The organism is Streptomyces sp. 11x1 (genome assembly GCF_032598905.1).
Classification (GTDB): domain Bacteria; phylum Actinomycetota; class Actinomycetes; order Streptomycetales; family Streptomycetaceae; genus Streptomyces.
In genome coordinates this window covers 8,997,550-9,022,129 of sequence record NZ_CP122458.1, presented here as the reverse complement: position 1 = coordinate 9,022,129, position 24,580 = coordinate 8,997,550, and the positions used below count along the sequence as shown (strand labels likewise).

24 protein-coding genes are annotated in these 24,580 nt (G+C 72.4%); 11 read left to right on the top strand and 13 right to left on the bottom strand.

All coding sequences use genetic code 11. From position 1 onward, the window contains the following. The first annotated feature begins 5 nt into the window (after positions 1-5). Genes P8T65_RS39705 through P8T65_RS39695 form a run of 3 tightly spaced genes read left to right on the top strand, consistent with a single transcriptional unit; the run spans position 6 to position 2,241 of the window. Positions 6-764 carry a 5-oxoprolinase subunit PxpA gene (locus P8T65_RS39705; RefSeq protein WP_316730225.1) on the top strand — a complete coding sequence of 253 codons (759 nt, stop codon included), beginning with the start codon at positions 6-8 and terminating at the stop codon, positions 762-764. Next, on the top strand, positions 761-1,372 hold the full coding sequence (locus P8T65_RS39700; RefSeq protein WP_184896509.1) for an allophanate hydrolase subunit 1: 612 nt from the start codon (positions 761-763) through the stop codon (positions 1,370-1,372). The genes P8T65_RS39705 and P8T65_RS39700 overlap by 4 nt, the downstream gene beginning before the upstream one ends. Next, positions 1,369-2,241 carry a biotin-dependent carboxyltransferase family protein gene (locus P8T65_RS39695; protein ID WP_316730224.1) on the top strand — a complete coding sequence of 291 codons (873 nt, stop codon included), beginning with the start codon at positions 1,369-1,371 and terminating at the stop codon, positions 2,239-2,241. The genes P8T65_RS39700 and P8T65_RS39695 overlap by 4 nt, the downstream gene beginning before the upstream one ends. Positions 2,242-2,271: 30 nt before the next feature. Here P8T65_RS39695 and P8T65_RS39690 read toward each other — a convergent pair whose 3' ends face one another. From P8T65_RS39690 to P8T65_RS39670, 5 genes are all read right to left on the bottom strand, one after another. After that, positions 2,272-3,120, bottom strand: coding sequence for an SGNH/GDSL hydrolase family protein (locus P8T65_RS39690; RefSeq protein ID WP_316730223.1), 849 nt, complete (start codon positions 3,118-3,120; stop codon positions 2,272-2,274). Next, on the bottom strand, positions 3,117-4,301 hold the full coding sequence (locus tag P8T65_RS39685; RefSeq protein ID WP_316730222.1) for a glycosyltransferase: 1,185 nt from the start codon (positions 4,299-4,301) through the stop codon (positions 3,117-3,119). Before P8T65_RS39685 ends, P8T65_RS39690 begins: the two co-directional genes overlap by 4 nt. Then, on the bottom strand, positions 4,298-5,422 hold the full coding sequence (locus P8T65_RS39680; RefSeq protein WP_316730220.1) for a glycosyltransferase family 1 protein: 1,125 nt from the start codon (positions 5,420-5,422) through the stop codon (positions 4,298-4,300). Before P8T65_RS39680 ends, P8T65_RS39685 begins: the two co-directional genes overlap by 4 nt. A 139-nt stretch (positions 5,423-5,561) precedes the next feature. Then, the gene (locus tag P8T65_RS39675) at positions 5,562-6,980 is read right to left on the bottom strand and encodes a HEAT repeat domain-containing protein (protein WP_316730218.1); all 1,419 of its coding nucleotides are present in this window, start codon (positions 6,978-6,980) and stop codon (positions 5,562-5,564) included. A 302-nt stretch (positions 6,981-7,282) separates the two neighbouring features. Beyond that, entirely contained in the window at positions 7,283-7,675 is a 393-nt protein-coding gene (locus tag P8T65_RS39670) for an ankyrin repeat domain-containing protein (RefSeq protein ID WP_184896500.1), read from the bottom strand. A 271-nt stretch (positions 7,676-7,946) separates the two neighbouring features. Here P8T65_RS39670 and P8T65_RS39665 point away from each other — a divergent pair, with 271 nt between their 5' ends. Continuing rightward, positions 7,947-8,141, top strand: coding sequence for a hypothetical protein (locus P8T65_RS39665; protein ID WP_005485586.1), 195 nt, complete (start codon positions 7,947-7,949; stop codon positions 8,139-8,141). Positions 8,142-8,178: 37 nt separating this feature from the next. Next, entirely contained in the window at positions 8,179-9,759 is a 1,581-nt protein-coding gene (locus tag P8T65_RS39660) for a hypothetical protein (protein ID WP_316730216.1), read from the top strand. Between the two features lie 35 nt (positions 9,760-9,794). Here P8T65_RS39660 and P8T65_RS39655 read toward each other — a convergent pair whose 3' ends face one another. Further along, a complete protein-coding gene (locus P8T65_RS39655; protein WP_316730215.1) occupies positions 9,795-11,294 on the bottom strand; it encodes a PLP-dependent aminotransferase family protein in 1,500 nt (499 codons plus the stop codon). Positions 11,295-11,357: 63 nt separating this feature from the next. Between P8T65_RS39655 and P8T65_RS39650 the strand changes: the two genes are divergently transcribed. The 4 genes from P8T65_RS39650 to P8T65_RS39635 all read left to right on the top strand — a co-directional run bounded on the left by P8T65_RS39650 (position 11,358) and on the right by P8T65_RS39635 (position 14,908). Beyond that, on the top strand, positions 11,358-12,104 hold the full coding sequence (locus tag P8T65_RS39650; protein ID WP_316730214.1) for a hypothetical protein: 747 nt from the start codon (positions 11,358-11,360) through the stop codon (positions 12,102-12,104). Continuing rightward, positions 12,101-12,868, top strand: a complete 768-nt coding sequence (locus P8T65_RS39645; RefSeq protein WP_316730213.1) for a glycerophosphodiester phosphodiesterase — start codon at positions 12,101-12,103, stop codon at positions 12,866-12,868. The genes P8T65_RS39650 and P8T65_RS39645 overlap by 4 nt, the downstream gene beginning before the upstream one ends. A gap of 43 nt (positions 12,869-12,911) precedes the next feature. Further along, positions 12,912-14,267: an MFS transporter gene (locus tag P8T65_RS39640; RefSeq protein WP_316730212.1), complete on the top strand. Its 1,356-nt coding sequence runs from the start codon at positions 12,912-12,914 to the stop codon at positions 14,265-14,267. Between the two features lie 266 nt (positions 14,268-14,533). Beyond that, positions 14,534-14,908, top strand: coding sequence for an RNA polymerase-binding protein RbpA (locus tag P8T65_RS39635; RefSeq protein ID WP_003977404.1), 375 nt, complete (start codon positions 14,534-14,536; stop codon positions 14,906-14,908). Positions 14,909-15,241: 333 nt separating this feature from the next. On the opposite strand, the gene fxsA is transcribed toward P8T65_RS39635, so the two are convergent. From fxsA to P8T65_RS39615, 4 genes are all read right to left on the bottom strand, one after another. After that, positions 15,242-15,847 (bottom strand): FxsA family membrane protein, encoded by a 606-nt coding sequence (gene fxsA / locus P8T65_RS39630; protein ID WP_316730201.1) that lies wholly within the window; start codon positions 15,845-15,847, stop codon positions 15,242-15,244. A gap of 45 nt (positions 15,848-15,892) precedes the next feature. Further along, positions 15,893-16,711 (bottom strand): polyprenol monophosphomannose synthase, encoded by an 819-nt coding sequence (locus P8T65_RS39625; RefSeq protein ID WP_316730200.1) that lies wholly within the window; start codon positions 16,709-16,711, stop codon positions 15,893-15,895. A gap of 596 nt (positions 16,712-17,307) precedes the next feature. Continuing rightward, entirely contained in the window at positions 17,308-18,912 is a 1,605-nt protein-coding gene (locus P8T65_RS39620; protein ID WP_316730198.1) for an amidohydrolase, read from the bottom strand. A gap of 306 nt (positions 18,913-19,218) precedes the next feature. After that, positions 19,219-19,659 (bottom strand): Lrp/AsnC family transcriptional regulator, encoded by a 441-nt coding sequence (locus tag P8T65_RS39615; protein WP_033532524.1) that lies wholly within the window; start codon positions 19,657-19,659, stop codon positions 19,219-19,221. A 268-nt stretch (positions 19,660-19,927) separates the two neighbouring features. Between P8T65_RS39615 and P8T65_RS39610 the strand changes: the two genes are divergently transcribed. Beyond that, on the top strand, positions 19,928-20,386 hold the full coding sequence (locus tag P8T65_RS39610; protein WP_316730194.1) for a hypothetical protein: 459 nt from the start codon (positions 19,928-19,930) through the stop codon (positions 20,384-20,386). Positions 20,387-20,781: 395 nt separating this feature from the next. Here P8T65_RS39610 and P8T65_RS39605 read toward each other — a convergent pair whose 3' ends face one another. After that, positions 20,782-21,960: an acyl-CoA dehydrogenase family protein gene (locus P8T65_RS39605; protein WP_316731870.1), complete on the bottom strand. Its 1,179-nt coding sequence runs from the start codon at positions 21,958-21,960 to the stop codon at positions 20,782-20,784. A 357-nt stretch (positions 21,961-22,317) separates the two neighbouring features. Here P8T65_RS39605 and P8T65_RS39600 point away from each other — a divergent pair, with 357 nt between their 5' ends. Further along, complete coding sequence (locus P8T65_RS39600; RefSeq protein ID WP_316730193.1) at positions 22,318-23,565, top strand: glycoside hydrolase family 18 protein; 1,248 nt, start codon at positions 22,318-22,320, stop codon at positions 23,563-23,565. A 90-nt stretch (positions 23,566-23,655) separates the two neighbouring features. Here the strand turns inward: P8T65_RS39600 and P8T65_RS39595 are convergent, their stop codons facing one another. Further along, positions 23,656-24,315 carry a TetR/AcrR family transcriptional regulator gene (locus P8T65_RS39595; protein ID WP_316730192.1) on the bottom strand — a complete coding sequence of 220 codons (660 nt, stop codon included), beginning with the start codon at positions 24,313-24,315 and terminating at the stop codon, positions 23,656-23,658. A gap of 103 nt (positions 24,316-24,418) precedes the next feature. After that, positions 24,419-24,565 (bottom strand): SCO1431 family membrane protein, encoded by a 147-nt coding sequence (locus tag P8T65_RS39590; protein ID WP_184896477.1) that lies wholly within the window; start codon positions 24,563-24,565, stop codon positions 24,419-24,421. Positions 24,566-24,580 lie beyond the last annotated feature (15 nt).

Sequence of the window (24,580 nt, the reverse complement as noted above, 5' to 3'; positions counted from 1 at the left end):
GATCCATGAGCTCCATCGATCTGAACGCCGACCTCGGCGAGGGCTTCGGCCGCTGGACGCTGACCGACGACGAGCGACTGCTCTCCGTCGTCACCAGCGCCAATGTGGCCTGCGGCTTCCATGCGGGGGACGCGGTCACCATGCGGCGGGTCTGCGAGCTGGCGGCCGAGCGCGGGGTCCGGATCGGCGCCCAGGTCTCGTACCGCGACCTGGCGGGCTTCGGGCGGCGCGCGATGGACGTACCGCCCGCCGAACTGGCGGCCGAGGTGGCGTACCAGATCGGTGCCCTGGAGGTCTTCGCACGCGCGGCGGGCACGCGCGTGTCGTACGTGAAGCCGCACGGCGCGCTCTACAACCGCGTCGTGCACGACGAGGAGCAGGCGGCGGCGGTGGTCGAGGGAGTGCTCCTCGCCGACGCCACGCTGCCCGTCCTCGGCCTGCCCGGCTCGCATCTCCTCAAGCTGGCCGAGAGGGTCGGGCTGGCCGCCGTCACCGAGGCGTTCGCGGACCGCGCGTACACCGACGAGGGGACACTGGTGCTGCGCGACCAGGAAGGTTCCGTGATCACGGACGCCGACGCCGTGGTCGAGCGGTCCGTCGGCCTGGCCTGTTCCGGCACAGTCGTCGCCCACTCGGGTGAACGGATTCTCGTCCGGGCCCGCTCTCTCTGCCTGCACGGTGACACACCGGGCTCGGTGGAGTTGGCCCGGCGGGTGCGGGCCGAGCTGGCGGCGGCGGGGGTGCGGGTGGAGGCGTTCTCATGAGAGCTCTGCCTGTCGGAGCCCGCGCGCTGCTGATCGAGGTGGCCACGGGCGACGAGGCCGAGGCCCTGCACGCCGAACTGCTGCGCCGCCGCGCCACGGGCGAACTGTCGGTGGGCGAGATCGTCCCCGCCGCCCACACGGTGCTCCTGGACGGCCTCGACGACCCGTTCCGCCTCGCCGAACTCCTCGCCACTTGGGACGTCCCCCCGATCCCCACGCGCACGCAGGACGTCGTCGAGATCCCCGTACGGTACGACGGCCCCGACCTGCCGGACGTCGCCGCCCACTGGGGTGTCGATGTCACCGAGGTGGCCCGGATCCACGCCGGCGCCGCATATCGCGTCGCGTTCTGCGGCTTCGCCCCCGGCTTCGGCTACCTCACGGGCCTGCCTCGCGAGGTCCCGCGCCGGGCAACCCCGCGCACGTCGGTCCCGGCGGGGTCCGTCGCCCTGGCCGGCCCCTACACCGGCGTGTACCCACGTGCGTCCCCGGGCGGCTGGCAGCTGATCGGTACGACGGACGCGGTGCTGTGGGACCACCAGCGCGTACCGGCCGCGCTGCTGGCGCCGGGCACCCTGGTCCGCTTCACCCTTTTGGAGACGCCGTGACGGACGATGCCCTCGTGGTGGTCCGTGCGGGTGCCCTGACCACCGTCCAGGACCTGGGCCGCCCCGGCCACGCCCACCTCGGCGTGCCCCGCTCGGGCGCTCTGGACGCACCGGCGGCCGCCCTGGTCAACCGTCTGGTGGGCAACCCGCCGGACGCAGCGGTGCTGGAGACCACCCTCAACGGCTGCTCCGTGCGGCCCCGCTCGGCGACCGTCGTGGCGGTCGGCGGGGCCCCCTGTGCGGTCACCGTGGACGGCCGCCCGGCCCCGTGGGGTGCACCGGTACGGGTCCCCGGCGGGGCCCTCCTCGACATCGGCCCCGCCCGCTCCGGCGTACGCGGCTATCTGGCCGTCTCCGGCGGGGTGGCCGTCGAACCGGTGCTGGGCAGCCGCTCCACGGACCTGCTGTCCGGCCTCGGCCCGCTCCCGCTGACGGACGGCACCGTGCTCCCGCTCGGCCGCCCGGGCCGCCCGCACGCGCGCGTGGATGTCGTCCCGCATCCGGCGCCGCCCTCGGAGCTGGTGCTGCGCGTCACCCTGGGCCCGCGCGACGACTGGTTCACCGAGGCGGCACTGCGCACCCTCACCCGGCATCCCTATGCCGTGTCGTCCGCGAGCAACCGCATCGGGCTGCGCACGGAGGGGCCCGCTCTGGAGCGCTCCCGGGCGGGTGAACTCCCCAGCGAGGGGATGGTGCTGGGCGCCGTCCAGGTGCCGCCGGACGGCCGCCCGGTCGTCTTCCTCGCCGACCATCCGACCACCGGGGGCTATCCGGTGATCGCGGTCGTCCACCCGGCGGACCTGCCCGGCGCGGCCCAGGCCACGCCGGGCACGCCGGTGCGGTTCGTCGCTGTTCGGCACCGTCGCTGACCGCGGGCGGTGCCGGCGCCTCGGGCCGCCCTACGCCACCTCCGGCCGTTGCTCGGCGGCGGACAGCGCGGCCAGGGCGGACGCCACCGCGTGGGAGGCGGACAGGTCCAGCCGCGCGCTGGTGCCGCGCGCCCTGTGGCGCACCTCGGCGGCGGCGAGGGCCAGGAGCTGCGGGAGCAGGTCGGTGCAGCGCCGGGCCACCCAGCCCGTCCCCGCGGTGGCCAGCCACCAGAGGCCGGCGCCGCGGGTGGGGGCCGGGGAGTCGGGCTCGGCAGAGGGCGCGGGGCCCGTGGCGACTCCCGCCCCGGCGAGGAGGGTGTGGAACCGGAGGGCGAGCTGTCGGTGCCCCCGCTCGCCGGGATGCAGCCGGTCCGCGCTCCACATCGCGCGGTCCGTCAGCCAGGCGCCCTCCGACGCGTGCAGATGGACGGCGCCGTGGCGCTCGGACAGGGCGTGCACGACGGTGTTGACGGCCCGCTGCCGTCGGGCCAGGGGCCGGGCGAGCGCCCCGGGCAGGCCGAGCATCGCCCCGGGGTCGGGCAGACAGGCGGTGAGCAGCACGGCTCCGGACGCGCGCAGGGCGCCGTAGACCGTGTCGAGACGGGCGGCGACGGCGTGGATGTCGAAGGTGCACCGCAGGGTGTCGTTGACCCCGATGACGACCGAGGCGACGTCCGGGCGGAGGTCGAGCGCGGCAGCCAGCTGCCGGTCCAGGACGTCGCGCGTCTGGGAACCGCTGACGGCCAGGTTGGTGAACTCCATGCCGGGTCCGAGTCCGTGGGCGAGCAGCGCGGCCCAGCCCCGCCGACCGCCCGCGACGGGGTCGCCCACGCCCTCGGTGAGGGAGTCGCCGAGTGCCACGAACCGCCGGGCTCTCATCCCACTTCCTCCCACACCGGGCGTCCGACGGTCGCGTCGTGCGCGGCGAGGAAGGCGTCCACCGCCGTCCGCCAGCCGAAGCACTCGGCACGCGCGCGTGCCGCCTCCCTGCGCTCGCCCTCGGACCGGTCCAGCAGCAGTTCGACGGCGTCCGCGAAGGACTCCCCGTTGTCCGAAGCCGTTGCGCCTGCCGGTCCGACGACCTCCGGCAGCGCGGACGAGGAGCTGGCCACCACGGGCGTACCGCAGGCCATGGCCTCCAGGGCGGCCAGCCCGAACGTCTCGGCGGGGCCGGGGGCCAGTGCCACGTCGGCGGACGCCTGAAGGGCGCCCAGCGCCCCGCGGTCGCCCACGTGGCCCAGGAAGGTCACCGGCAGCCCGCGGGCGCGCTGTTCGAGCCTGCCGCGCAGTGGCCCGTCCCCGGCGACGACCAGCACGGCCCGCCGCCCGCGCGCGAGCAGCGCCTCCAGGGCATCGACGGCCGTGCCGGGCCGCTTCTCCACGGACAGCCGCGAGCACATCACCAGCAGGATCTCGTCCTTGCGCGCGTGCCGCTGCCGCAGTCCCCGGTCGCGCAGGGCCGGGTGGCGTCCCACGAGGTCGACACCCAGGGGTGCCCGGACGACGTTCCGCGCGCCGATCCGCACGAACTCCCGTTCGGCGAACTCGGTGGTGCACACCACCCGCGAGTAGGTGTGGGCCGTACGGACGTTGAGGGCGTCCGAGGCCCGGCGGGCCATGCCCTCGGAGAGCCCCCAGGTCCGCAGCACCCCGTCGGCGGTCTCGTGCGAGACCATCACCGCGCGCACCCTGGCCCGCCGGGCCCACTTCCCCGTCCAGCGCAGCGTGGTCCGGTCGGAGACCTCCAGCCGGCCGGGCTCCAGCGATTCCAGGAGTCCGGCCACCCGCCGCCTGTCCATGAGGACGCGGTAGCCGCCGGTGCCCGGCAGCAGCGGCCCGGGCAGGGTGATCATCCGCCCCTGCTCGGTCGCGCGGTCGGTGTACCGCTCTCCGGGCACGACCAGCACGGCCTCGTGCCCGGCCGCCTCGTAGCCGCGGCCCAGTTCCCGCAGCGCGGTCCGCAGTCCGCCGGAGGAGGGCGCGACAAAATTGGCGAGCCGCACGATCCGCAGCCCCGTCCGGGCACCGTTCCTCGGTGCCCCGTCGGCAGCCGTGCTCATGCCGCCACCGCCGTCCGCGCCGTCAGCACGTCGGCGTAGTGCCCGATGAGCTGGTCGCCGACGGCCGCCCAGGTGCGCCCCTCGACCATGGCCCGTCCGGCGGCCCCGTAGGCGGCCCGCAGTCCAGGGTCGGCGGCGAGCGACCACACGGCGTCGCGTACGGCGGCCGCGTCGCGCGGCGGGACCAGGAGACCCGTGCGCCCGTGGGCGACGAGGTCCAGCGGGCCCCCGGCGGCGGGCGCCACCACGGGCACCCCGCTGGCCATGGCCTCCTGCACCGTCTGGCAGAAGGTCTCGAAGGGGCCGGTGTGGGCGAAGACGTCGAACGAGGCGAAGATCCGCGCGAGTTCCTCGCCGGTGCGCCGGCCCAGGAAGACGGCTCCCGGCAGCGCTTCGCGCAGCCCGGGTTCGCTCGGCCCGTCGCCCACGACCACGACCCGCACGCCCTCCAGGCCGCACACCCCGGCGAGCAGTTCGATCTGCTTCTCGGGGGCGAGACGGCCGACGTAGCCGACGATCAGCTCGCCGTTCGGGGCCAGTTCGCGGCGCAGTGCCGCGTCGCGCAGGTCGGGGCGGAATCGGACGGTGTCGACGCCGCGCGGCCACAGGCTGACCCGAGGCACACCGTGTGCCTCCAGGTCGCGCAGGGCCGCGCTGGACGGGGCGAGGGTGCGGTCGGCGGCGCCGTGCACGGAGCGGATGCGCCGCCAGGCCGCCGCCTCACCGGCGTGCACGTAGGTGCGGGCGTAGCCGGCGAGGTCGGTCTGGTAGATGGCGACGGCGGGGACGCCGAGGCGGGCGGCGGCCGCCATGCCGCGCACGCCGAGGACGAAGGGGCTGGCCAGGTGGACGATGTCGGCCCGGTGTTCGACGATCGCCGCGGCGACCCGGCGGCTGGGCAGGGCGACGCGGACCTGGGGGTAGCCCGGGAGCGGGAGGGAGGGGACGCGGACGACCGGGCACGGCGCCTGGAGATCGGCTTCGGCTCCCTGGGCGGTGGCCGGGGCCACGACGAGCGGGGCGTGCCCCCGCGCGACGAGGTGCCGCGCGGTCTGCAGGGCGCAGTGGGCCACGCCGTTCACATCGGGGGGAAAGGACTCGGTCACTATGACGACACGCATACCGGTGTTGTCGTCGTGCCGGACGTGGCCGCGTCAACGTGGATCTTTCCGCGCGGGGAACGTCCCGTGAGCGTTGCGCTGCCCACCTGTCCTGGTCGGACCGTGTCCATGCCCGCCTGATGTCCGGGTCACCCCCTGTTCACATTGCGGGCATGTCAGGACCGATTCGGCTGCGTACAGCTGTCTGGACCTCGGCCTCCTCGGCCGGGTCGGCGGCGAGCCTGCGGAGCTGGTCGACGACGCGCGCGTCTCCCGTCTCGGCGTGCCGGGCGGCGATCTCGCGGGTGGTCTCCTCGCAGTCCCAGAGGCACTCGACGGCGAAGCCGGCGGCGAAGGAGGGGTCGGTGGCGGCGAGCGCGCGGGCGGCGCGGCCGCGCAGGTGGGAGGAGGCGGTCTCGCGGTAGATGTGGCGCAGGACGGGCGCGGCGCAGACGATGCCGAGGCGTCCGGTGCCGTCGACGAGGGTCCACAGGGTCGGCGCGTCCGGTCCCTCGCCGCGTACGGCCTCGCGCAACGCGCCGAGCACCAGGTCCCTGTCCTTGGTCCCGCCGAGACAGGCGAGCATGCGTCCGGCGGCGGCGCCCAGGGGGTCGGGCCGGTGCACCCAGCCGCGTGCCCGGTCGACGGCGGCCATACTGCGCATCCGTTCGAAGGCGTCGACGGCGGCCTGCACGACCATCGTCGTGCCGTCGGCCATGGCGCCCTCGATCAGGTCGAGGGCGTCGGGATCGTTGCCGTCGGCGAGGTAGCGCAAGGCGGTGCAGCGGGCGCCGTCGTCGCCCGACCTGGCGGCGGAGAGGATCTCGGGCCGGTCGTCGGGGCCGGCGACGGCGGTCAGGCACCGCGCCGCGGGCACATGGAGGACCGCTCCGCGTTCGATGCCCTGCTGGGCCCACTCGAACACGGCCTTGACGCTCCACCCGGGCCGGGGCCCGCTGGGTCGCATCTGCCGCTGCCAGCGGTCGAAACAGCCGGTCTCGTGGGCGGCGCGCACGCGGGTGGCGATCGCCTCGCGGGGGTCGTCGGCCCACAGCCGCCAGGGCCGGGGTTCGAAGGCGTCGCGGACGGCGGCGGCCAGCTCGGCCTCACCCTCCGGATCGGTGGTGAAGCGGGCCAGGACGGGTTCGGCGAGGGAGCGCAGCCCTTCGTCGTCGTCCCTGAGGGCCAGCTCGTCCAGGGCCCAGGCCCAGCTGGTGCCCACGGCGGCGTACCTGCGCAGCAGTTCGAGCGCGTCCCGCCTGCCGTACGAGGCGAGGTGCCCGAGGACCGCGAGGGCCAGCCCGGTGCGTGACTCGTCGGTGTCGAGCACGTCCTCGGCGTCGAAGAGGTGCCGCTCGATCTCGTCGAGCTCACCGCTCAGGTCGAGGTACAGACGGGCGTAGTAGAGCGAGCGGTTCTCCACCTGCCAGTCGTGGCGGGGGTCGCTCAGCACACAGTGGTTCAGCGCCGCGAGCGCCTCGGCCCGCGGGGCGGTGAGCGCATGCAGGGTGCCGTCGCCGCGGCCCCTCTGCAGCAGGCCGAGCAGCGTACCGCTGGGCGCTATGACCGGTTCGAACATGGGAAACAGCCTCACATCAAGCGTCGGCGCAACCGGGAATCCTGCATTACCTGGCCGCGTGACAACACGTCGGAGCGCCCGCCGTCTCTTGCTTGCTGAAGACCATCTTCCTCTGCCTCTCGTCGGTGGCCCATGCGGACCGCGTCACGGCCCACGCGGTGCGGCAACACCTGCCCAGCCATCATGTCCGTGAATCACGACGTCATGATGACCCGGCGGTTCTCGCTGCCGCGACCGAAATATCCGGCGGCCCCGTACCGCCTCCCCCGTCTTTCGTGTTTTTCCTGGTCAGAACATGTTGATCAGTGCGCTGCGAACAGTTCGAGCAGATGTGTCCTGCCGAACATCCGGGCGGTGTCGACCGCGTTCGGAGTGCCCGCGGCCGGGTCGGCCCCGTCGTCCAGGAGAACCCGGATGACGCTCTCCTCGCCCTTGAAAACCGCCCCGGCGAGGGGGGTCTGGCCGCGGTCGTTGACCCGGTCGGCCTCCCCGCCACGGGCCAGGAGGGCCCGGACGGCGTCCGCGTGACCGTGGTACGCGGCGAGCATCACGAGGGAGTCGCCGCGATCGTTGGTGAGGTCGGCCGGAACACCCGCGTCGACGTACGCCACGAGCGCCTCGGTCTCGCCCCTGCGGGCCAGATCGAAGATCTTGGTCGCCAGCTCCACGACCTCGGGGTCGGGGGCTTCGCTCATCGCCGGGACCACCTCTCACAGACACGCCTCGAAGCCGAACGGGTGAATCGCCAGGGTACTGGCTCGACGCACACATCAGCGGACAGAGCCGAGGCAAAGATCACACCGAGTCCCGTCGCGCGCAACAGCCCAGCTCGGACGGCCCAACCATGACTCGGCCATCGGAGCGAATTCCATCGAATTTCACCCATATGCACCTTTTATCGTATGGATACATCCTGTGACCTTGGAAGAACTCATGGTGACTGTCCCCCCAACCAGGAGAGCCCAAATGATCCTGAACATCTCAGGCGTCGTCCTGCTCGGCGTCATCGTCTTCCTGTTCTTCCGCAAGGACGGCCTGAAGGCATCGCACTGCATCGTCGTCACGCTGTTCGGCTTCTATCTCGCCAGCACGGGCATCGCCCCGAGCATCACAGCGGGCGGCGAGAGCCTCGCGAGCCTCCTCGGCGGGATCAAGTTCTGACCCCGCCCCCATCCGCACGCACCCCCAGGAGACTGCCGTGGCCCGGGTCCCCCTCCCCCGCATTCTGAGCACCGGTGGCGCGCACCTCGCCAGGAGCCGGGAGCTGGCCCGGACGGCGGCCGACGGCGCCACCGACGTCCTCCACCCGTTGATCACGATCACGCGTGGACTGCGCCGGCTGGTCGCCGCCGGGCGCCGCAGATGGGCCGAGACCCCGAAGGACCGTCGTGGGTCACTGCTCTTCCTCGCGGCCTCGATCGTCCTGGTCGTGACCCTGGTGCCGTACGGCCTGCTGCTCGCCGTCATCGCCCTGATGGCGGCGGCAGCCTGGGCGGGCCGCGAGGGCGCCGTCGCGGAGCCCGTCGGCCCGGACGAGTCCCAGACCCAGCGACTGCGCTCCCTCTACGAGGCCCTGGTCCCCTACTTCTCGGCCTCCGAGGACCCCGAGCCGCTCTACGCGCGCGGCGGCGCCTGGGACAAGGCCTTCCCCACCTACGCCTTCGACGGCACGGGCCGGATCTGCCACCTGCTGATCCGCTACCCCGCCTACTTCACGGACGGCGAGGCGGAGGCGCGCGCACGCGTCGAGCAACTGCTGCACACCAAGGCGGGCCGCGGCCGCGAGTACCGCTTCACCTGGGACGAGGAGGGCAACGAGCTCACCGTCGCCGTCCTCCCCCCGCTCGCCACCGACATCACCGCACAGCGCTTCGTGACGGCACCGGGTGAGACGGTCCTCGGTTTCACCGACGAGACCCACGTCCAGCGCACGCTCCCCCTCTCCTCCGGCGAGGAGCAGCGGGACGTGCCGCCGGTCGTCTGGCGCACCGGCGTCCGCTCCACCGAGCCTCATCTGCTGGCCGTGGGCGAGCCCGGCAGCGGCACCACGACCCTGCTCCGCTCGATCGCCCTCCAGGCGCTCCAGCACGGCGACGTCGTGATCGTCGAGGGCGGCGGCAGCGGCGAGTACGCGTGCCTGAGCGGGCGCGACGGGGTCCTCGCCGTGGAGAGCGGGATCTCCGGGGCCCTGGCGAGCCTGGAGTGGGCGTCCCAGGAGACGGAGCGCCGGCTGATCGCCACGAACCGTGCCCGTCAGGCGGGCCTACCGGCGCCGGACGACATCCGTCGGCCCCTGTGGCTCCTCCTCGACCGCCCGACCGTGCTCACCCACCTCGCCGCGGCCGAGGGCCGGCCCGACCCGCAGTCCCTCCTGCAGATCCCCCTCAGGCACGGCCGCGCGGTCGACGTCACCGTCGTGATCACCGAACAGTTCGACCACCTGGACGCCCTCACGGAGGTGGTACGCCAGCACACGCGCGCGCGTGTCGTGCTGGGCCCCGCCTCCCCAGGCCAGGTCGAGACGGTTCTGGGCGCCGCACCCCCCACGACGCCCACCCCGGACATGCCCCCGGGCCGCGGCTACGCCCGCCTGGGCCCCGCCCCTGCACTCCGCCTCCAGGTCCCGACCACACCCGACCCCTACGACGACACCACCCCCGAGCCCCACCGCCAGGCGGTGCTGGACCTGCTCCCGCCCCACACGACCCTGGCGGACGCCCTCACCAAGGCGGCCCCGGCGGAGGGAAGAGCGGACGGATCGAGCGGACGGCCGAGCTGAGGGGATGAGCCGCCGCGCACCCACCAACCGCGCCCTCACGCCACGAACGTCCGCGGCCCCTCGCTCCCGCCCGACGCCCCGTCCCGCACCAACCGCGCAGCCGCCGCCAACCGCACCGCCGCCTCCTCGGCCACCGCTCCCCCCACGGTGAACGGCAGCCGCACATACCCCTCGAACGCCCCGTCCACCCCGAACCGGGGTCCGGAGGGCACCCGGACCCCCACCCGCTCCCCCACCTCCGCGAGCCGCGACCCCGACAGCCCCCCGGTGCGGACCCACAACGTCAGTCCGCCCCGGGGCTCCGAGAACTCCCAGTCGGGCAGCTCCCGGCGCACCGCGGCCACCAGAGCGTCCCGGTTCTCCCGGGCCTGCTCCCGGCGCACCCCCACGGCCTGCGCCCAACCTCCGGTATTCATCAGCCAGTTCACGGCCAACTGCTCCAACACCGGCGTCCCCAGGTCCGCGTACGCCCGGGCCGCCACCAGACTCCGGATCACATCCGGCGCCGCCCGCACCCACCCGATCCGCATCCCCGCCCAGAACGCCTTGCTGGCGGACCCGACCGTGATCACCGTGGACCCCGCCGGATCGAAGGCGCACACGGGCCGCGGCATCTCCACGTCGTCGTCGAGCCACAGCTCGCTCATCGTCTCGTCGGCGACCAGCACCGTCCCGGCGCCCCGAGCCGCGTCGACGAGCCCCCGCCGCCGGTCCTCGTCGGCGAGCGCCCCGGTCGGGTTGTGGAAGTCGGCGACGACGTACGCCAATCGCGGCGCCGCGTCCCGCAGCACCTGCCGCCACCGGTCCATGTCCCACCCGGCGAGCCCGTCCGCCATGGCGACCGGCACCAGCCGCGCCCCCGCCTCCCGCATCAGCTGGAGGATGTTGGCGTACGACGGCGACTCCACCGCGATCCGCTCACCCCGCCCGGCGAAGAGGTGACAGATGGCGTCCATGGCCCCCATGGCGCCGGTGGTGACCATGATCTGCTCGGGCATCGTCGGGATGCCGCGCGCGGTGTACCGGTCGGCGAGCATGGAGCGCAGGGCGGGCAACCCCGCCGGGTAGTCGCCGTGCGTGTGGGCGTAGGGCGGCAGTTCCTCCAACGCGCCCTGCACCGCCCGGGTGAGCCAGGGCTCGGGCGCGGGCAGCGCGGCGCAGCCCAGGTCGATCATCGATCCGAGCGCCTCGGGCGGCAGCGGCTCCAGACCGCGCGCGGGCAACGGGTTCCCCGCCGGCACGGCGGTCCAACTGCCCGCTCCCCGCCGGGACTCCAGGAAGCCCTCCGTGCGCAGCGCCTCGTAGGCCGCCGCGACGGTCGTACGGCTCACGGAGAGGGAGAGCGCCAGCTCCCGCTCGGCGGGCAGCCGGGCCGCGACGGGCACACGGCCCTCCAGCACCAGCAGACGGATCCCGTCGGCGAGCGCGCGGTAGGCGGGCGGGCGGCGGGTGCCGGGGCCGGCGGGGCGCTCCTGCTGCGAGGTGAGCAGCCGGGCGAGCTGAGCCGCGCCGACCGCCGAAGTCCACTGCGCCATGTTTCCAGTCCACCTTCCGCGAATTGGCCATGGAAGCCATCTCTCTCCAAGCCACAGAGTGTCATGCGTCAGGCCACCGGCACCACCAGGGGGAACATCTTGCCCACACAGCACGAGCCACGGCACGAACCGCGGTCCGAACCGCAACAGGACAGACGGGAACCCGCACGGCCGCATCGGGGGCGTCGGCTGGTCCAGCTCTACACCGGGCTCGCGCTGTACGGCGCCAGCTCCGCGCTCCTCGTACGGGCGGGGCTCGGCCTGGAGCCCTGGAACGTGCTGCACCAGGGCCTGGCGGAGCTGACCGGGCTGACCATCGGGGTGGTGTCGATCGTCGTGGGCGCGGCGGTGCTGCTCCTGTGGATCCCGCTCCGTCAGCGCCCGGGCCTCGGCACGGTCTCCAACGTCTTCGTGGTGGGCATCGCGATGGACGCCACCCTGGCGCTGGTGCCGGAGGCGCACACCATGGCCGTACGGATCCCCCTGCTGGCCGCCGGGATCGTGCTGAACGGCGCGGCGACCGGTCTCTACATCGCGGCCCGCTTCGGCCCGGGCCCGCGCGACGGCCTGATGACGGGGCTGCACCGGCGCACCGGGCGCTCGCTGCGGCTGATGCGGACGGCCGTGGAGGTCGCGGTGCTGGCCACCGGCTTCGTCCTCGGCGGCACGGTCGGGGTGGGCACCCTTCTCTACGCCCTCTGCATAGGGCCCCTGACCCAGTTCTTCCTGCGCGTGTTCGCCGTGCCCTCGGAAACCGGCAGCACGGTCGTTGCCACCGGTCCACCGAAGCGGGCGATACTTCCCAGGTGACCGCCCTCATACGCCACCCCTACCTCGACCACCCGGGCCCGATCGCCTTCGCCCACCGGGGCGGGGCGGCCGACGGCCTGGAGAACACCACGGCCCAGTTCCGGCGGGCGGTGGAGTCGGGCTACCGCTACATCGAGACCGACGTCCACGCCACGCTCGACGGCAAGCTCGTCGCCTTCCACGACTCGACCCTGGACCGGATGACCGACGGGGCGGGCCGGATAGCCGATCTGTCGTGGAGGGAGATCGGCAGCGCGCGTGTGGCGGGCGTCGAGCCGGTCCCTCTCTTCGAGGAGCTGCTCGAAGAGTTCCCCGAGGTCCGCTGGAACGTGGACGTCAAGGCGGAGCCCGCGCTGCACCCGCTGCTCAACCTGATCGCCCGCACCGCGGCCTGGGACCGGGTCTGCGTCGGCTCCTTCTCCGAGTCCCGGGTGGCCCGCGCCCAGCGCCTCGCCGGTCCGCGCCTGGCCACCTCGTACGGCACGAGCGGCGTGCTGGGGCTGCGGCTGCGCTCGTGGGGCGTCCCCGCCACGGTGCGCCGCTCGGCGGTCGCCGCGCAGGTGCCCGAATCGCACGCCGGGGTGCCCGTGGTCGACCACCGGTTCGTGCGCGCGGCCCATGCGCGCGGGCTGCGGGTGCACGTCTGGACCGTGAACGAACCGCAACGTATGCACCGACTGCTGGACCTGGGCGTCGATGGCATCATGACCGATCACATCGACACGCTGCGCAAAGTGCTTGAGGACCGGGGGACCTGGGTCTGACGCCCTCGCGCGGCCCGTTCACGGGGAAGCGAGGGGGGCACGGGTGGGCACCGACACCGTGCGGACGGACGCGGCCGACGAGGCCGCGGGCAGACGGCGCGAACAACGCGGCTGGTACTTCTACGACTGGGCCTGCTCCGTCTACTCGACCAGCGTCCTGACCGTGTTCCTCGGCCCCTATCTGACCGAGGTCGCCAAGTCCGCCGCCGACGCGGACGGCTACGTCCATCCGCTGGGCATACCGGTCCGCGCCGGTTCCTTCTTCGCGTACTCGGTGTCCCTGTCGGTGATCCTCGCCGTGGTGATCATGCCGCTGGTGGGTGCGGCCGCCGACCGTACGGGCCGTAAGAAGCCGCTGCTGGCCGCGACTGCCTACGTCGGCGCCGCCGCGACCGCGGGCATGTTCTTCCTCGACGGCGACCGCTATCTGCTCGGCGGTGTCCTGCTGGTCGTGGCGAACGCGGCGCAGTCCGTCGCGATGATGCTCTACAACTCCTACCTGCCACAGATCGCGCCGCCCGAGGAGCGCGACGCCGTCTCCTCCCGGGGCTGGGCCTTCGGCTACGCGGCCGGCTCCCTGGTCCTGGTCGGGAACCTGATCCTCTTCACCGCCCACGAGGCCTTCGGCATCTCCGAGGGCATGGCCGTCCGCATCTGTCTGGCCTCGGCCGGCCTGTGGTGGGGCGCCTTCACCCTGATCCCGCTGAACCGTCTGCGCGACCGGCGTCGACCGGCCGGCGAGTCCGCGGGAACGACGGCCCCAGGACTGCGTCAACTGGCGGCGACCGTCCGTGACATGCGGCGCCATCCGCTGACGCTGAGCTTCCTCCTCGCCTACCTCGTCTACAACGACGGCATCCAGACGGTGATCTCCCAGGCCTCGGTGTACGGCTCCGAGGAACTCGACCTGGAGCAGTCCACCCTCATCGTGGCCGTGCTGCTGGTGCAGATCCTGGCGGTGGGGGGCGCCCTCGGCATGGGCCGGCTCTCCCGCCGCCACGGCGCCAAGCGCACGATCCTCGGCTCCCTGGTCGCCTGGACCCTGATCCTCGCCGCCGGCTACTTCCTCCCGGCGAGTGCCCCGCTGTGGTTCTTCGTCCTCGCCTCGGGCATCGGCCTGGTCCTCGGCGGCAGCCAGGCCCTGTCCCGCTCCCTCTTCTCCCATCTCGTCCCGCCGGGCAAGGAGGCCGAGTACTTCGCCGCGTACGAGATGAGCGACCGCGGCATGAGCTGGCTGGGCCCGCTGCTGTTCGGCGTGACCTACCAGCTGACCGGAAGTTATCGGGACGCGATCATCTCGCTGGTGGCCTTCTTCGTCCTGGGCTTCGCCCTGCTCATGAGGGTTCCGGTGCGCCGGGCGATCAGCGACGCGGGCAATCCCGTGCCGGACAGGATTTAGCGCCGGAAGCGAAAGAGCTGTAGTGTACGCGTTTGGCCTGCCTGGCGTACCGTTACTGCGCGTCAAAGATGCCGAAACGCTGGGTGACATCTGCTGCCAGATGTGACAAACCGGGCGCCGGTGGGTACAACAAGGGCGGCTACGACGGCGACGCATGACCCGGAACGGGACACGGAACGGGAATCTTTACCGCCGACCGGACGTTGACCGGATGACGACGACAGCGACACCTGTCCTGTGGGCGACAAGCCCGGGAGGCACGATTCATGAGTGAGCGAGCTCTTCGCGGCACGCGCCTCGTGGTGACCAGCTACGAGACGGACCGCGGCATCGACTTGGCTCCGCGCCAGGCCGTGGAGTACGCATGCGAGAAGGGGCACCGCTTCGAGATGCCCTTCTCGGTCGAGGCGGAGATTCCGCCGGAGTGGGAGTGCAAGGTCTGCGGGGCCCAGGCACTCCTCGTGGACGGCGACGGCCCTGAGGAAAAGAAGGCCAAGCCCGCGCGTACACATTGGGACATGCTGATGGAGCGGCGCACGCGTGAGGAACTCGAAGAGGTCCTCGAAGAGCGCCTGGCGGTTCTCCGCTCCGGCGCGATGAACATCGCGGTGCATCCGCGAGACAGCCGCAAGTCCGCGTAACCCCTCCGGGGGCCGGGCGGACCGACAGCGCAACCGATGACCGCGGGCGCCGTACGAACCTGTACGGCGCCCGCGGTCTTTGACCTGCGTAGTGCGTTGTCGGGTGCGGGTGGGTGGGGCTTCTCGCGCAGTTCCTCGCGCCCCTGAAAGCTGCAGGCACCCGCGGCCCAGAAAGCGAAGGGCTGCGGGCCTGAAAAGCACGGGGCGCAGCCCCTGCTTTTCAGGGGCGCGGGGAACTGCGCGACCAGCCCCCACCGGACCCGCGGATGAGGGTCATAGGGGCGCAGCCCCTGGGGATGGGACGGGTAGGGGCGGCGGGGGCGAGGAAGTGGCTCAGCGGCTCAGCGGCGGACGGGGCGGCAGGTCTCCAGAACCCCCGGAGCCCTCGTCGTCCCGGATGACCTCCCCCTGCACGACCTTGCCGTCGGGCCGGTGCATCCGCGCCTGCTGGAACGCATCCCCGAGAGAACCCGAACTCGCCTCACGAATCTTCCGCTCGAAGGTCCGCTCCGTGTAGCGCCCCAACGCCCTCTGCACCGGCGGGATCAACAGCACCAGCCCCACCGCGTCCGAGACCAGCCCGGGCAGCATCAGCAGCAGGCCGCCCAGCATCAGGAAGCCGTTGCCCTCGCTCTTTCCTGAGCCGGGTCCGGATCCGGGTCCCGCTCCCGCTGGGGCCGCCCCACCCTGCTGCTGTTGCAGCGTCTCGGACAGCACCCGGAACGCCCGCCGCCCGGCCCGCTTCACCACGGCCGAGCCGCTGACGAAGCCGGCAACGAGCAGCAGGAAGACCGTGAACCCGCCGGCCGCGCCCGCGACCACCGTGAGCAGCCAGATCTCCAGCACCAGCCATGCGGCGACGCCCAGCGGCAGGAACGTGCGCAGCCGGGAACGCCGGGGCCGGACAGGGTGGGTCGAGGACGGAACGCCAGTCGTCATGCTCCCAGTGTGCCTGGCCCGGGCTCAGCACGGGATAAGGGGAGATCAGGGCTTTCGGTCGTCCCGCCCCGGCAGCTTCCCGTCCCGCCCCAGCACCTTGCCGACCCGCTCCCCGACACCCCACGCCGTGACCCGCCAGAGCGCCTCGACGAGGATGTCCCGGCTCATCTTGGAGTCGCCCAACTCGCGCTCGACGAAGGTGATGGGCACCTCGACCACGTGGTAGCCCGCCTTGATCGCGCGGCGGGCGAGGTCGACCTGGAAGCAGTACCCCTGCGAGGCGACCTCGTCGAGGCCGAGCCCTTCGAGGGTCTCGCGGCGGAACGCCCGGTAGCCGCCGGTGACGTCACGCACGGGGACGTCGAGCAGCACCCGGGAGTAGAGGCTGCCGCCGCGGGAGATGAACTCGCGGGATCTGGGCCAGTTCACGACGCGCCCGCCCGGCACCCAACGGGAACCGAGGACGAGGTCGGCGCCCTTGAGCGCGGTGAGCAGCCGGGGCAGTTCCTCGGGCTGGTGCGAGCCGTCGGCGTCCATCTCGATGAGGACGCCGTAGCCGTTCTCCATGCCCCAGCGGAAGCCCGCGAGATAGGCCGCGCCGAGCCCCTCCTTGCCCTTGCGGTGCAGCACCTGGACCTGGTCGTCCTCGACGGCCAGTTCGTCGGCGAGCTTGCCGGTGCCGTCGGGGCTGTTGTCGTCGGCCACCAGGACGTGCGCGTCGGGAACGGCCTTGCGCACCCGGCCCACGATCGCCTTGATGTTCTCCGCCTCGTTGTAGGTCGGGATGATCACCAAGGCCGTGCCGAGCGGGCCGAACCGCCTCTCCTGGCCTTGAGCCGCGAGGGTCCCGTCGCCGTCGTTCACTGCTGCCCCTTCAAGTCCTCCGTACGCAGGGGACCACCATAGTGGCCACGGCCTGCGATGGAGTGTCGGCCGGTGTCCAGAGGGGTGTCGATTCAACAGGGGGTGTGCGGGAGCGCGCTCTGCGTAGCCCGTGCGCCGCCGGAGAGGACCTCGCACGACCTGCGAGGCCGCGGGCGGAGGGGGGAATCACCTGCGACGGATGGGGGCCCGACGCCCTTCGGGCCGACCTGGGGCCCGCTGGCTGCGGGTCGACCGAAAGCCGTTGTCTACTGAGCGTCCGGGCCCCACCCGGGTCGCACCTACCCGACCGGGCCGGAACGTTCCCTCGCCGGAGCGCGGACCCTGGGCCTGGCTCCCAGTGAGGGTGCGCCGGTGCGGCACACCGCCCCTGACCCAGCGGCGCTTCGGCGACCGCGCGGAAGTTCCCCGGTCGGACGTCCGGTGGTGGACCCGGCAGAACCTACCCGCCCCCTGCCGCCAACTGTCAACCACCGTTTGACCTGCGGAGATTGCCTCTCATGCCTGGTGGGAGGGGAGGATGCGCAGGTCGCGCGGTGCCTCGGCGGGCCATGATCGGCTCCGCGTCCCCCGGGAGATCACTCGCCCGGCCGTACGAAAACCGTGCGCCCCGCGACCACGGTCCGCAGACAGACGGGCAGGTCGGAGCCGGGGCTCAGGTCGGGCAGGCCGGGGGTGCCGGAGCGAGGGTCGGTGGACCAGCGGGCGACGCGGTCGTCGGGGGCCTGGACGACGAGGTCGCCGGTGCGCCACACCGCGTAGTCCGCGGGAGCGCCCGGCACGAGGACGCCCGCGTCGTCGCGTCCGATCGCCCGCCAGCCGCCCCGTGTGTGCGCCGTGAACGCGGCACGCACGGAGACCCGGTGCTCCGGCGTGCGGTGGAAGGCCGCCGCCCGGACGGTGCCCCAGGGGTCCAGAGCCGTGACCGGACTGTCGGACCCGAACGCCAGGGGCACCCCGGCCCGCAGCAGCGCCGCGAACGGGTTCAGGGTGCGGGCACGGTCGACGCCCAGCCGCTGGGCGTACATGCCCTCCTCCCCGCCCCACAGCGCGTCGAACGCGGGCTGGACGGAAGCGGTGAGGCCGAGTTCGGCGAAGGCGGCGACGGTGTCCGGGGTGAGCATCTCGGCGTGCTCGACCCGGTGCCGGGCAGCCCGCACCCGGGCCAGGCCGACCTTCTCGGCCGCCATCCGCACACCCTCGACCACCGCGGCCACCGCGGCGTCCCCGATGGCGTGGAAGCCCGCCTGGAGGCCCGCCTCGGTGCAGGCGATCACATGGGCGGCGACGGCGACGGCGTCCAGGTAGGCCGTGCCGGTGTGGTCGGCGTCGGCGTACGGCTCGTGCAGGCACGCCGTGTGCGAGCCGAGGGCGCCGTCGACGAAGAGGTCGCCGGCGGCGCCGACCGCGCCGAGGGCTCGCGCCTTCTCCACGTCGCGCTCCGCCCAGTAGCCGACGACGCGCGGGCCGGGTTCCTCGGCGGAGAGCCGCAGCAGCCCCGTGAAGTCGTCCTCGGAGGAGATCTCGGGGCCCGCACACTCGTGCAGCGAGCCGATGCCGAGGGAGGCGGCGTGGGCGAGGGAGGCGCGCTGGGCCTCGATGCGCTGGGCGGGGGTGATGGCGCCGAGGGCGGTGGCGCGTACGGCGTGGTGGGCGTCGCGGGTGAGCGGGCCGTCCTCGAAGGTGTCTGCGCCGGGGACCATGTCCAGCAGGGCGGTGGTGACGACGGCCGAGTGGACGTCGATCCGGCTCAGGTAGAGCGGGCGCCCGCCGGTGGCCTCGTCGAGTTCGGCGCGGGTCGGGGGGCGGCCCCCGGGCCAGCGGGCGGCGTCCCAGCCGTGACCGAGGAGGACGCGGTCGCCGGGGCGCGCGGCGGCGAATTCCCGTACGAGAACGAGCGCGGCCTCCAGGGACGGGGCGGCGGTGAGGTCGAGGCCGGTGAGCGCGAGGCCGGTGGCGGTGGTATGCACATGGGCGTCGGTGAACGCCGGGGTGACCAGGGCCCCTTCGAGATCGACCACCTCGTCGACGCCGGCCGCGAAGGCGTCGGCGGCGCCCTCGGAGCCGACCCAGGCGATCTGGCCGTGCTCCACGACCATCGCGGTGGCGAACGGGTCGGCGGGGCTGTGGACTTCTCCACCGCGGAGCAACACGGTGTTCGACGGGGCTGTGCGATCGCTCATGGGGACAGTCTCGCGTGCGGCGGCTGCCGCGACGTACTTGGGCCGGTGTTTCGAGGCACCCGGTGCTGTCGGCTGCGCCCGCCCCTCCCCACTCTCGACTTCGCTCGAGCGGGAGGTGCCCCCATCGCCCGGAACGACTGCCCACAGCGATGAGCAGTCGGCAGTGAACCGACGAGCGGCAGACCGGCAGACGGCACAGATGCCAGACAAACGGCAGGCGGCAGGCGGCAGGCGGCAGGCGGCAGGCGGCAGGCGGCAGGCGGCAGGCGGTCGAGGAGAAGTCGGGCGGCGGCCGTGCCGCGGCGGTCAGATCCTCGGGGGCCTGGCCTCGTACGGAGTGGACAGCACCACCGTCGTCCGCGTCGAGACGCCGGCGAGCGACCTCAGGCGCGCCAGCAGCTCCTCCAGCTCGTGCGGGGTCGCCACGCGGACCTTGAGGATGTAGTTCTCGTCGCCGGCGACGCTGTGGCAGGCCTCGATCTCCGGGACGCCCGCGAGGCGTTCGGCGATGTCGTCGGGGGCGCTGGGATCGAACGGTTTGACCGAGATGAACGCGGTCATCGGCAGCCCGACGGCCTCCGGGTCGACGACCGCGGCATAGCCCCGGATGACGCCACGCTGCTCGAGTCGGCGCACCCGCTGATGCACCGCCGACGTGGACAGGCCCGTGGCCTTGCCCAGGTCGGTGTAGCTCATCCGCCCGTCCGCGACGAGCAGCTGCACGATCTGTCGGTCCAGCTCCTCCATGGCGCAAGAACCTACAGGGCGGTTGATCGCCTCCGATACCTGAGCGGCGCAGGTCATGCCCGGTTCGTGATGTGCCCGAGAACCGCCTGTGAGCCATACGGGTGACAGCCGGACCATCTGGGGCACCTGCGAGCGGCATGTGACGAAGACCACAGCACCCGAACAGGCTTCGTGATGATCTCGTGATTACCTCCGAGACGGGGCGGGAAGTGCTTGCTGTGGTCGAGGCCGCAGTGCCTTCACGGCCCAGCCCGAGGGGGAGAATCCCATGCAGAATCTTAAGCGCCCTGGTCGTACCGCACCCAAGCGACTCCAGGCGGTCATCGAGCCCGAGCCGGAGGGCGTCGAACCGGACGACGAGTTCGACGCGTACGACACCTTCGAGACGTACCGGGTGATCTGCCCGGACTGCGCTCAGCCCATCGCCCTGCTGTCCGAGGAGGACAGCCTCCCCGAGCACGCGCGCGTCGTGTCGCCGTGGAACCCCTTCGGGCTCACGGCCTGTGCCGGCACCGGTCGTTCGGCGAGCGAGGCCCGGTCGGCGGACGAGTCCGTCGAGGCTCAGGAGCAGGACACCGCGCTGCTGTTGACGCTCCCGCAGGGCCTCGACTGGCGGACCCAGCCCTTCTCGCACGTCGGCGGCCCGGGCTCGCGACCGATCCGCGTGCCGGTGATGCGGCGTCAGCAGCCCGAGCAGAGCCAGGCCGATCAGCGCCAGGCCGCCTGATTCAGGGCCCGGTCGGGCCCGACGCCTCCGTGCCCGGCGGGCAGGCCCGTCCTGCCCCGTTCGGTTCCGGCGCGAACTCAGACACGATTCCCGGGAACGGTGACCAGCGCGGCCTCGTGCGCGTTGGCCCGGTATGACCCCACCTTTTTCGGTGACCAGGAGTCGGCTTCACATCTTCGTACCGGCTTCGGCAGAATCGCTTCCGCAAGGGTCGGCCCCGCTTCAGGACCCGCCCATCTACCGTGCTCTGCTGCGGACTTGGGCCGACCGGGGCCGCACTCTGCCGGGGCGTCACGATCCGGAGTGGGTGCGACTGGCGACGCCGCCGAGCGGTCTCGACCAGTTCGGCACCCGCGCGGACCCGTTCGGGGCGCCCGGCTTCTCCCGTGGTTCGTTCAGCGTGACTCGGGCCCCGCGAGGTGACGTGCGATGACCATCCGCTGGATCTGATTGGTTCCCTCGACGATCTGGAGCACCTTGGCCTCGCGCATGTACCGCTCGACGGGGAAGTCCGTCGTGTAGCCGTACCCGCCGAGGATCTGAACGGCGTCCGTGGTGACTTTCATCGCAGCGTCGGTGCACAGCAGCTTCGCCATGGCCGCCTGCCGGGAGAACGGCCTGCCCGCGTCGCGCAGTCGCGCCGCCGTGAGGTAGAGCGCGCGGCCCGCCTCCACCTGTGTCGCCATGTCCGCGAGCATGAAGCGCAGCCCCTGGAAGTCGGAGATCGGGCGCCCGAACTGCTGCCGTCCGGTGGCGTAGGCGACCGCTTCGTCGAGTGCCGCTTGGGCCACGCCGATCGCGCAGGCCGCGATGCCGAGCCGTCCGGAGTCGAGCGCGGACAGGGCGATCGCGAAGCCCTGGCCCTCCTCACCGATGCGCCTGCTGTCGGCGACGCGCACCCCGTCGAAGTGGAGCTGCGCGGTGGGTGACCCCTTCATGCCCATCTTCTTCTCCGGTGCCGCGGCGCTCAGCCCCGCGGCGTCCCCCGGCACCAGGAAGGCCGTGATGCCCCGGGAACCGGAGCCCTCGCCGCCCGTTCGGGCCATCACCGTGCAGAAGTCGGCGTTGCCGCCGTGGGTGATCCACGCCTTGGTGCCGCTGATCACCCACTCCTCGCCCTCCCGTACCGCCTTCGTCCGCAGGGACGCGGCGTCCGAGCCGGACGAGGGCTCGGAGAGGCAGTACGCGCCGAGCAGACGGCCGCCCAGCATCGCCGGCAGATGCTCGGCCCGCTGCTCCTCGGTCCCGTAGTCGGCGAGGGCGTGACAGGCCAGGGTGTGGACGCTGACCCCGAGGCCGACCGTGAGACGGGCCATGGCCAGCTCTTCCAGCGCCTGCAGATAGACCTCGTACGGCTGGCCCCCGCCACCGTGTTCCGCGTCGTACGGCAGGCCGAGCAGTCCCGACTCGGAGAGCAGACCGAAGAGTTCGCGAGGGAACCGGCCGGCGTCCTCTTCCGCGGCCGCGTGCGGGGCGATCTCCCGCTGCGCGATCTCACGGACGAGCGAGATCAGATCGCGGGCCTCTTCCGTGGGCAGTTGACGGTCCACCGGCTGCGCGGCGCGCTCGGGCATGGCAACGCTCTCCTCCCTGTAGGGCACGGCGGCGGACACTTCACCGGGGATGGGGTGGTGCCGCCGGGTCACACGTGCCACAGCCGATGGTCCTCCTCCGGATCGCGGAAGCCGCTGATCAGCGGCGGTGGCGCTTGGAGTATGCCCGATCCGGAGCAGCGAGTCGCCGGTTAACGACCGTTCATCCGGGCACTTTTCGAGCCCGCCGCACCCTCACCCAAATTGGTCCGAACCATTGACCCCAGTGGTCTAGTCCTCTACGTTCTCCACCAACAACGCGACACCGCGTTCACCCCCCTCGGCACAGCAGGTCCAGGCAGGACCCTCCCCGTCCCGCTCTCCTCCCCCGGAGTCACGATGCTCAGACCGCACAGCCCCCGCGTCCCCGTCAGGACGCTCGTCGCCGCCACGTGTTGCGCCACTCTCGGCGCAGGACTGCTCGCCGGAGCGGGCACCGCGACCGCCACCCCGGCGGAGGCCGGCTCCCCGCAGCGCACGCCCGGCGCGGCCCCTTCCAAGGTCGTCGGCTACTTCATCGACTGGGGCATCTACGGCCGCAAGTACTACGTCAAGAACATCGAGACCTCAGGCTCGGCGAAGAAGCTCACGCACATCAACTACGCCTTCGGAAACGTCGTCGACGGCAAGTGCTCCCTCGGCGACGCCTGGGCGGACACCGACAAGCCCTTCACCGCCGAGGAGTCCGTGGACGGCGTCGCGGACAGCGCGGACCAGCCGCTGAGCGGCAACTTCAACCAGCTGCGCAAGCTGAAGAAGCTGCACCCGAACCTCAAGATCGTCTGGTCGTTCGGCGGCTGGACCTGGTCCGGTGGCTTCGGTGAGGCGGCGAAGGACCCTGAGGCCTTCGCGAACTCCTGCTACGACCTCGTCGAGAACTCCCGCTGGAAGGACGTCTTCGACGGGATCGACATCGACTGGGAGTACCCCAACGCCTGCGGCCTCACCTGCGACACCAGCGGCAGCGAGTCCTTCGAGGAGCTGATGGCCGCACTGCGCAAACGATTCGGCAAGAAGGAGCTCGTCACCGCAGCGATCACGGCCGACGCCAAGCCCGGCGGCAAGATCGACGCGGCGGACTACGCGGGCGCCGCGAAGTACGTCGACTGGTACAACCCGATGACCTACGACTACTTCGGCTCCTGGGACGCGACCACCGCCCCGCACTCGCCGCTGTACCCGTACCCGGGCATCGCCGACAAGCACTTCAACACCGCCGCCACCATCCAGAAGCTGAAGGGCCTCGGCATCCCGTCCTCCAAGCTGCTGCTCGGCATCGGCTTCTACGGCCGCGGCTGGACCGGGGTGACTCGGTCCGCGCCCGGCGGTACGGCGACCGGCCCGGCCGCGGGGACGTACGAGGCGGGCTACGAGGACTACAAGGTGCTCAAGAAGACGTGCCCGGCCAACGGGATCGTCGGCGGCACCGCGTACGCCAAGTGCGGTGACGACTGGTGGAGTTACGACACCCCGCGGACCATCAAGGGGAAGATGGCGTACAAGGACGCGCAGGGCCTCGGCGGCACCTTCTTCTGGGAGCTGAGCGGCGACACCGCCGATGGTGAACTGATCAAGGCGATCAGGTAACCGCGGCGAAGGGGGACTTGGGGTGGGGGTCGGTCGGTCACGGACCCCCACCCCGAGTGCGTCGCCGGGTGTCGCCGCCCCGGGGAGCGCTCAGGCGTCCCGGCGGGCGGGCTCCGGCGCGAGATAGGCCGGGGCCAGCTCCTCGATGGCGCGCAGCGAGCCGCCCAGCATCTTGACGAGCAGGTCGCGCATGGTCTCTCGGGGCAGCTCAGGGCGGTCGATCCAGTCCAGCGTGGCGCCCTCGACCGCGCACACCCAGCCGAACAGGCCCATGCGGGCGACCGGTTCGATGTCGGTCCTGCCGTACGCGCCCTCCGCGATGGTGGCGACGATCGCCTCGCGGACGCCGTCCCGGATCGCGTGCACCTGGGTGTCGAAGCCGACACCGCCACTGACGATCGTGCGGTAGGCGGCCTGATTGTCCTCGGCGTACCGCAGATAGCAGTCTATGGTCCGGTGCACCCGTTCCACGGGCGGCAGTTGGAGCCCGCTCGCCGCGAACGTGATCAGATCGGCCACCGAGTCCTCGACGATCGCGAGGTAGTAGCCGCGCTTGGACTTGAAGTAGTAGTAGATCAGTCCCTTGGCCACGTGCGCCTGTCGCGCGATGTCGTCCATGGACAACGTGTCGTACGACGTGTCGGCGAACAACTTGCGCCCGATGGAGATGAGTTCGGCGCGGCGCGCCAGCGAACGGTCGGTGCCGCGAACCCGCGGCGGTGCGACTCCACGCTGTTGACTGCTGTTCAATTTCGGTCCTGGTCTCCAACTGCCAGCGGGACAACCGCAGTATGGCAGACCCTCACCACCAGCTTGTTCGACTCTGATCGACAGAATCGAGCGGCGGATCAGATCACAGCAGACCCAGCTGGGCCACCAGCATCGCGACGACCACGACCAGGGTCCAGCCCATCACGTGCTCGACGATCTTCGGGCCGTCGTCCCCGGGCCCGCCCGTGCGGGTCCGGACGCGGGTGGCGGTGGCGGAGGTCGCGGTCATGGCAGCTCGCTGGTG

Excerpts from the sequence above, each read along its gene's own strand:
- P8T65_RS39705 (WP_316730225.1), top strand. The coding sequence starts at position 6 with ATGAGCTCCATCGATCTGAACGCCGACCTCGGCGAGGGCTTCGGCCGC.
- P8T65_RS39700 (WP_184896509.1), top strand. The coding sequence starts at position 761 with ATGAGAGCTCTGCCTGTCGGAGCCCGCGCGCTGCTGATCGAGGTGGCC.
- P8T65_RS39690 (WP_316730223.1), bottom strand. The coding sequence starts at position 3,120 with ATGAGAGCCCGGCGGTTCGTGGCACTCGGCGACTCCCTCACCGAGGGC.
- P8T65_RS39685 (WP_316730222.1), bottom strand. The coding sequence starts at position 4,301 with ATGAGCACGGCTGCCGACGGGGCACCGAGGAACGGTGCCCGGACGGGG.
- P8T65_RS39680 (WP_316730220.1), bottom strand. The coding sequence starts at position 5,422 with ATGCGTGTCGTCATAGTGACCGAGTCCTTTCCCCCCGATGTGAACGGC.
- P8T65_RS39675 (WP_316730218.1), bottom strand. The coding sequence starts at position 6,980 with ATGTTCGAACCGGTCATAGCGCCCAGCGGTACGCTGCTCGGCCTGCTG.
- P8T65_RS39670 (WP_184896500.1), bottom strand. The coding sequence starts at position 7,675 with ATGAGCGAAGCCCCCGACCCCGAGGTCGTGGAGCTGGCGACCAAGATC.
- P8T65_RS39665 (WP_005485586.1), top strand. The coding sequence starts at position 7,947 with ATGATCCTGAACATCTCAGGCGTCGTCCTGCTCGGCGTCATCGTCTTC.
- P8T65_RS39655 (WP_316730215.1), bottom strand. The coding sequence starts at position 11,294 with ATGGCGCAGTGGACTTCGGCGGTCGGCGCGGCTCAGCTCGCCCGGCTG.
- P8T65_RS39650 (WP_316730214.1), top strand. The coding sequence starts at position 11,358 with ATGCGTCAGGCCACCGGCACCACCAGGGGGAACATCTTGCCCACACAG.
- P8T65_RS39635 (WP_003977404.1), top strand. The coding sequence starts at position 14,534 with ATGAGTGAGCGAGCTCTTCGCGGCACGCGCCTCGTGGTGACCAGCTAC.
- fxsA (WP_316730201.1), bottom strand. The coding sequence starts at position 15,847 with ATGACGACTGGCGTTCCGTCCTCGACCCACCCTGTCCGGCCCCGGCGT.
- P8T65_RS39620 (WP_316730198.1), bottom strand. The coding sequence starts at position 18,912 with ATGAGCGATCGCACAGCCCCGTCGAACACCGTGTTGCTCCGCGGTGGA.
- P8T65_RS39615 (WP_033532524.1), bottom strand. The coding sequence starts at position 19,659 with ATGGAGGAGCTGGACCGACAGATCGTGCAGCTGCTCGTCGCGGACGGG.
- P8T65_RS39610 (WP_316730194.1), top strand. The coding sequence starts at position 19,928 with ATGCAGAATCTTAAGCGCCCTGGTCGTACCGCACCCAAGCGACTCCAG.
- P8T65_RS39605 (WP_316731870.1), bottom strand. The coding sequence starts at position 21,960 with ATGCCCGAGCGCGCCGCGCAGCCGGTGGACCGTCAACTGCCCACGGAA.
- P8T65_RS39600 (WP_316730193.1), top strand. The coding sequence starts at position 22,318 with ATGCTCAGACCGCACAGCCCCCGCGTCCCCGTCAGGACGCTCGTCGCC.
- P8T65_RS39590 (WP_184896477.1), bottom strand. The coding sequence starts at position 24,565 with ATGACCGCGACCTCCGCCACCGCCACCCGCGTCCGGACCCGCACGGGC.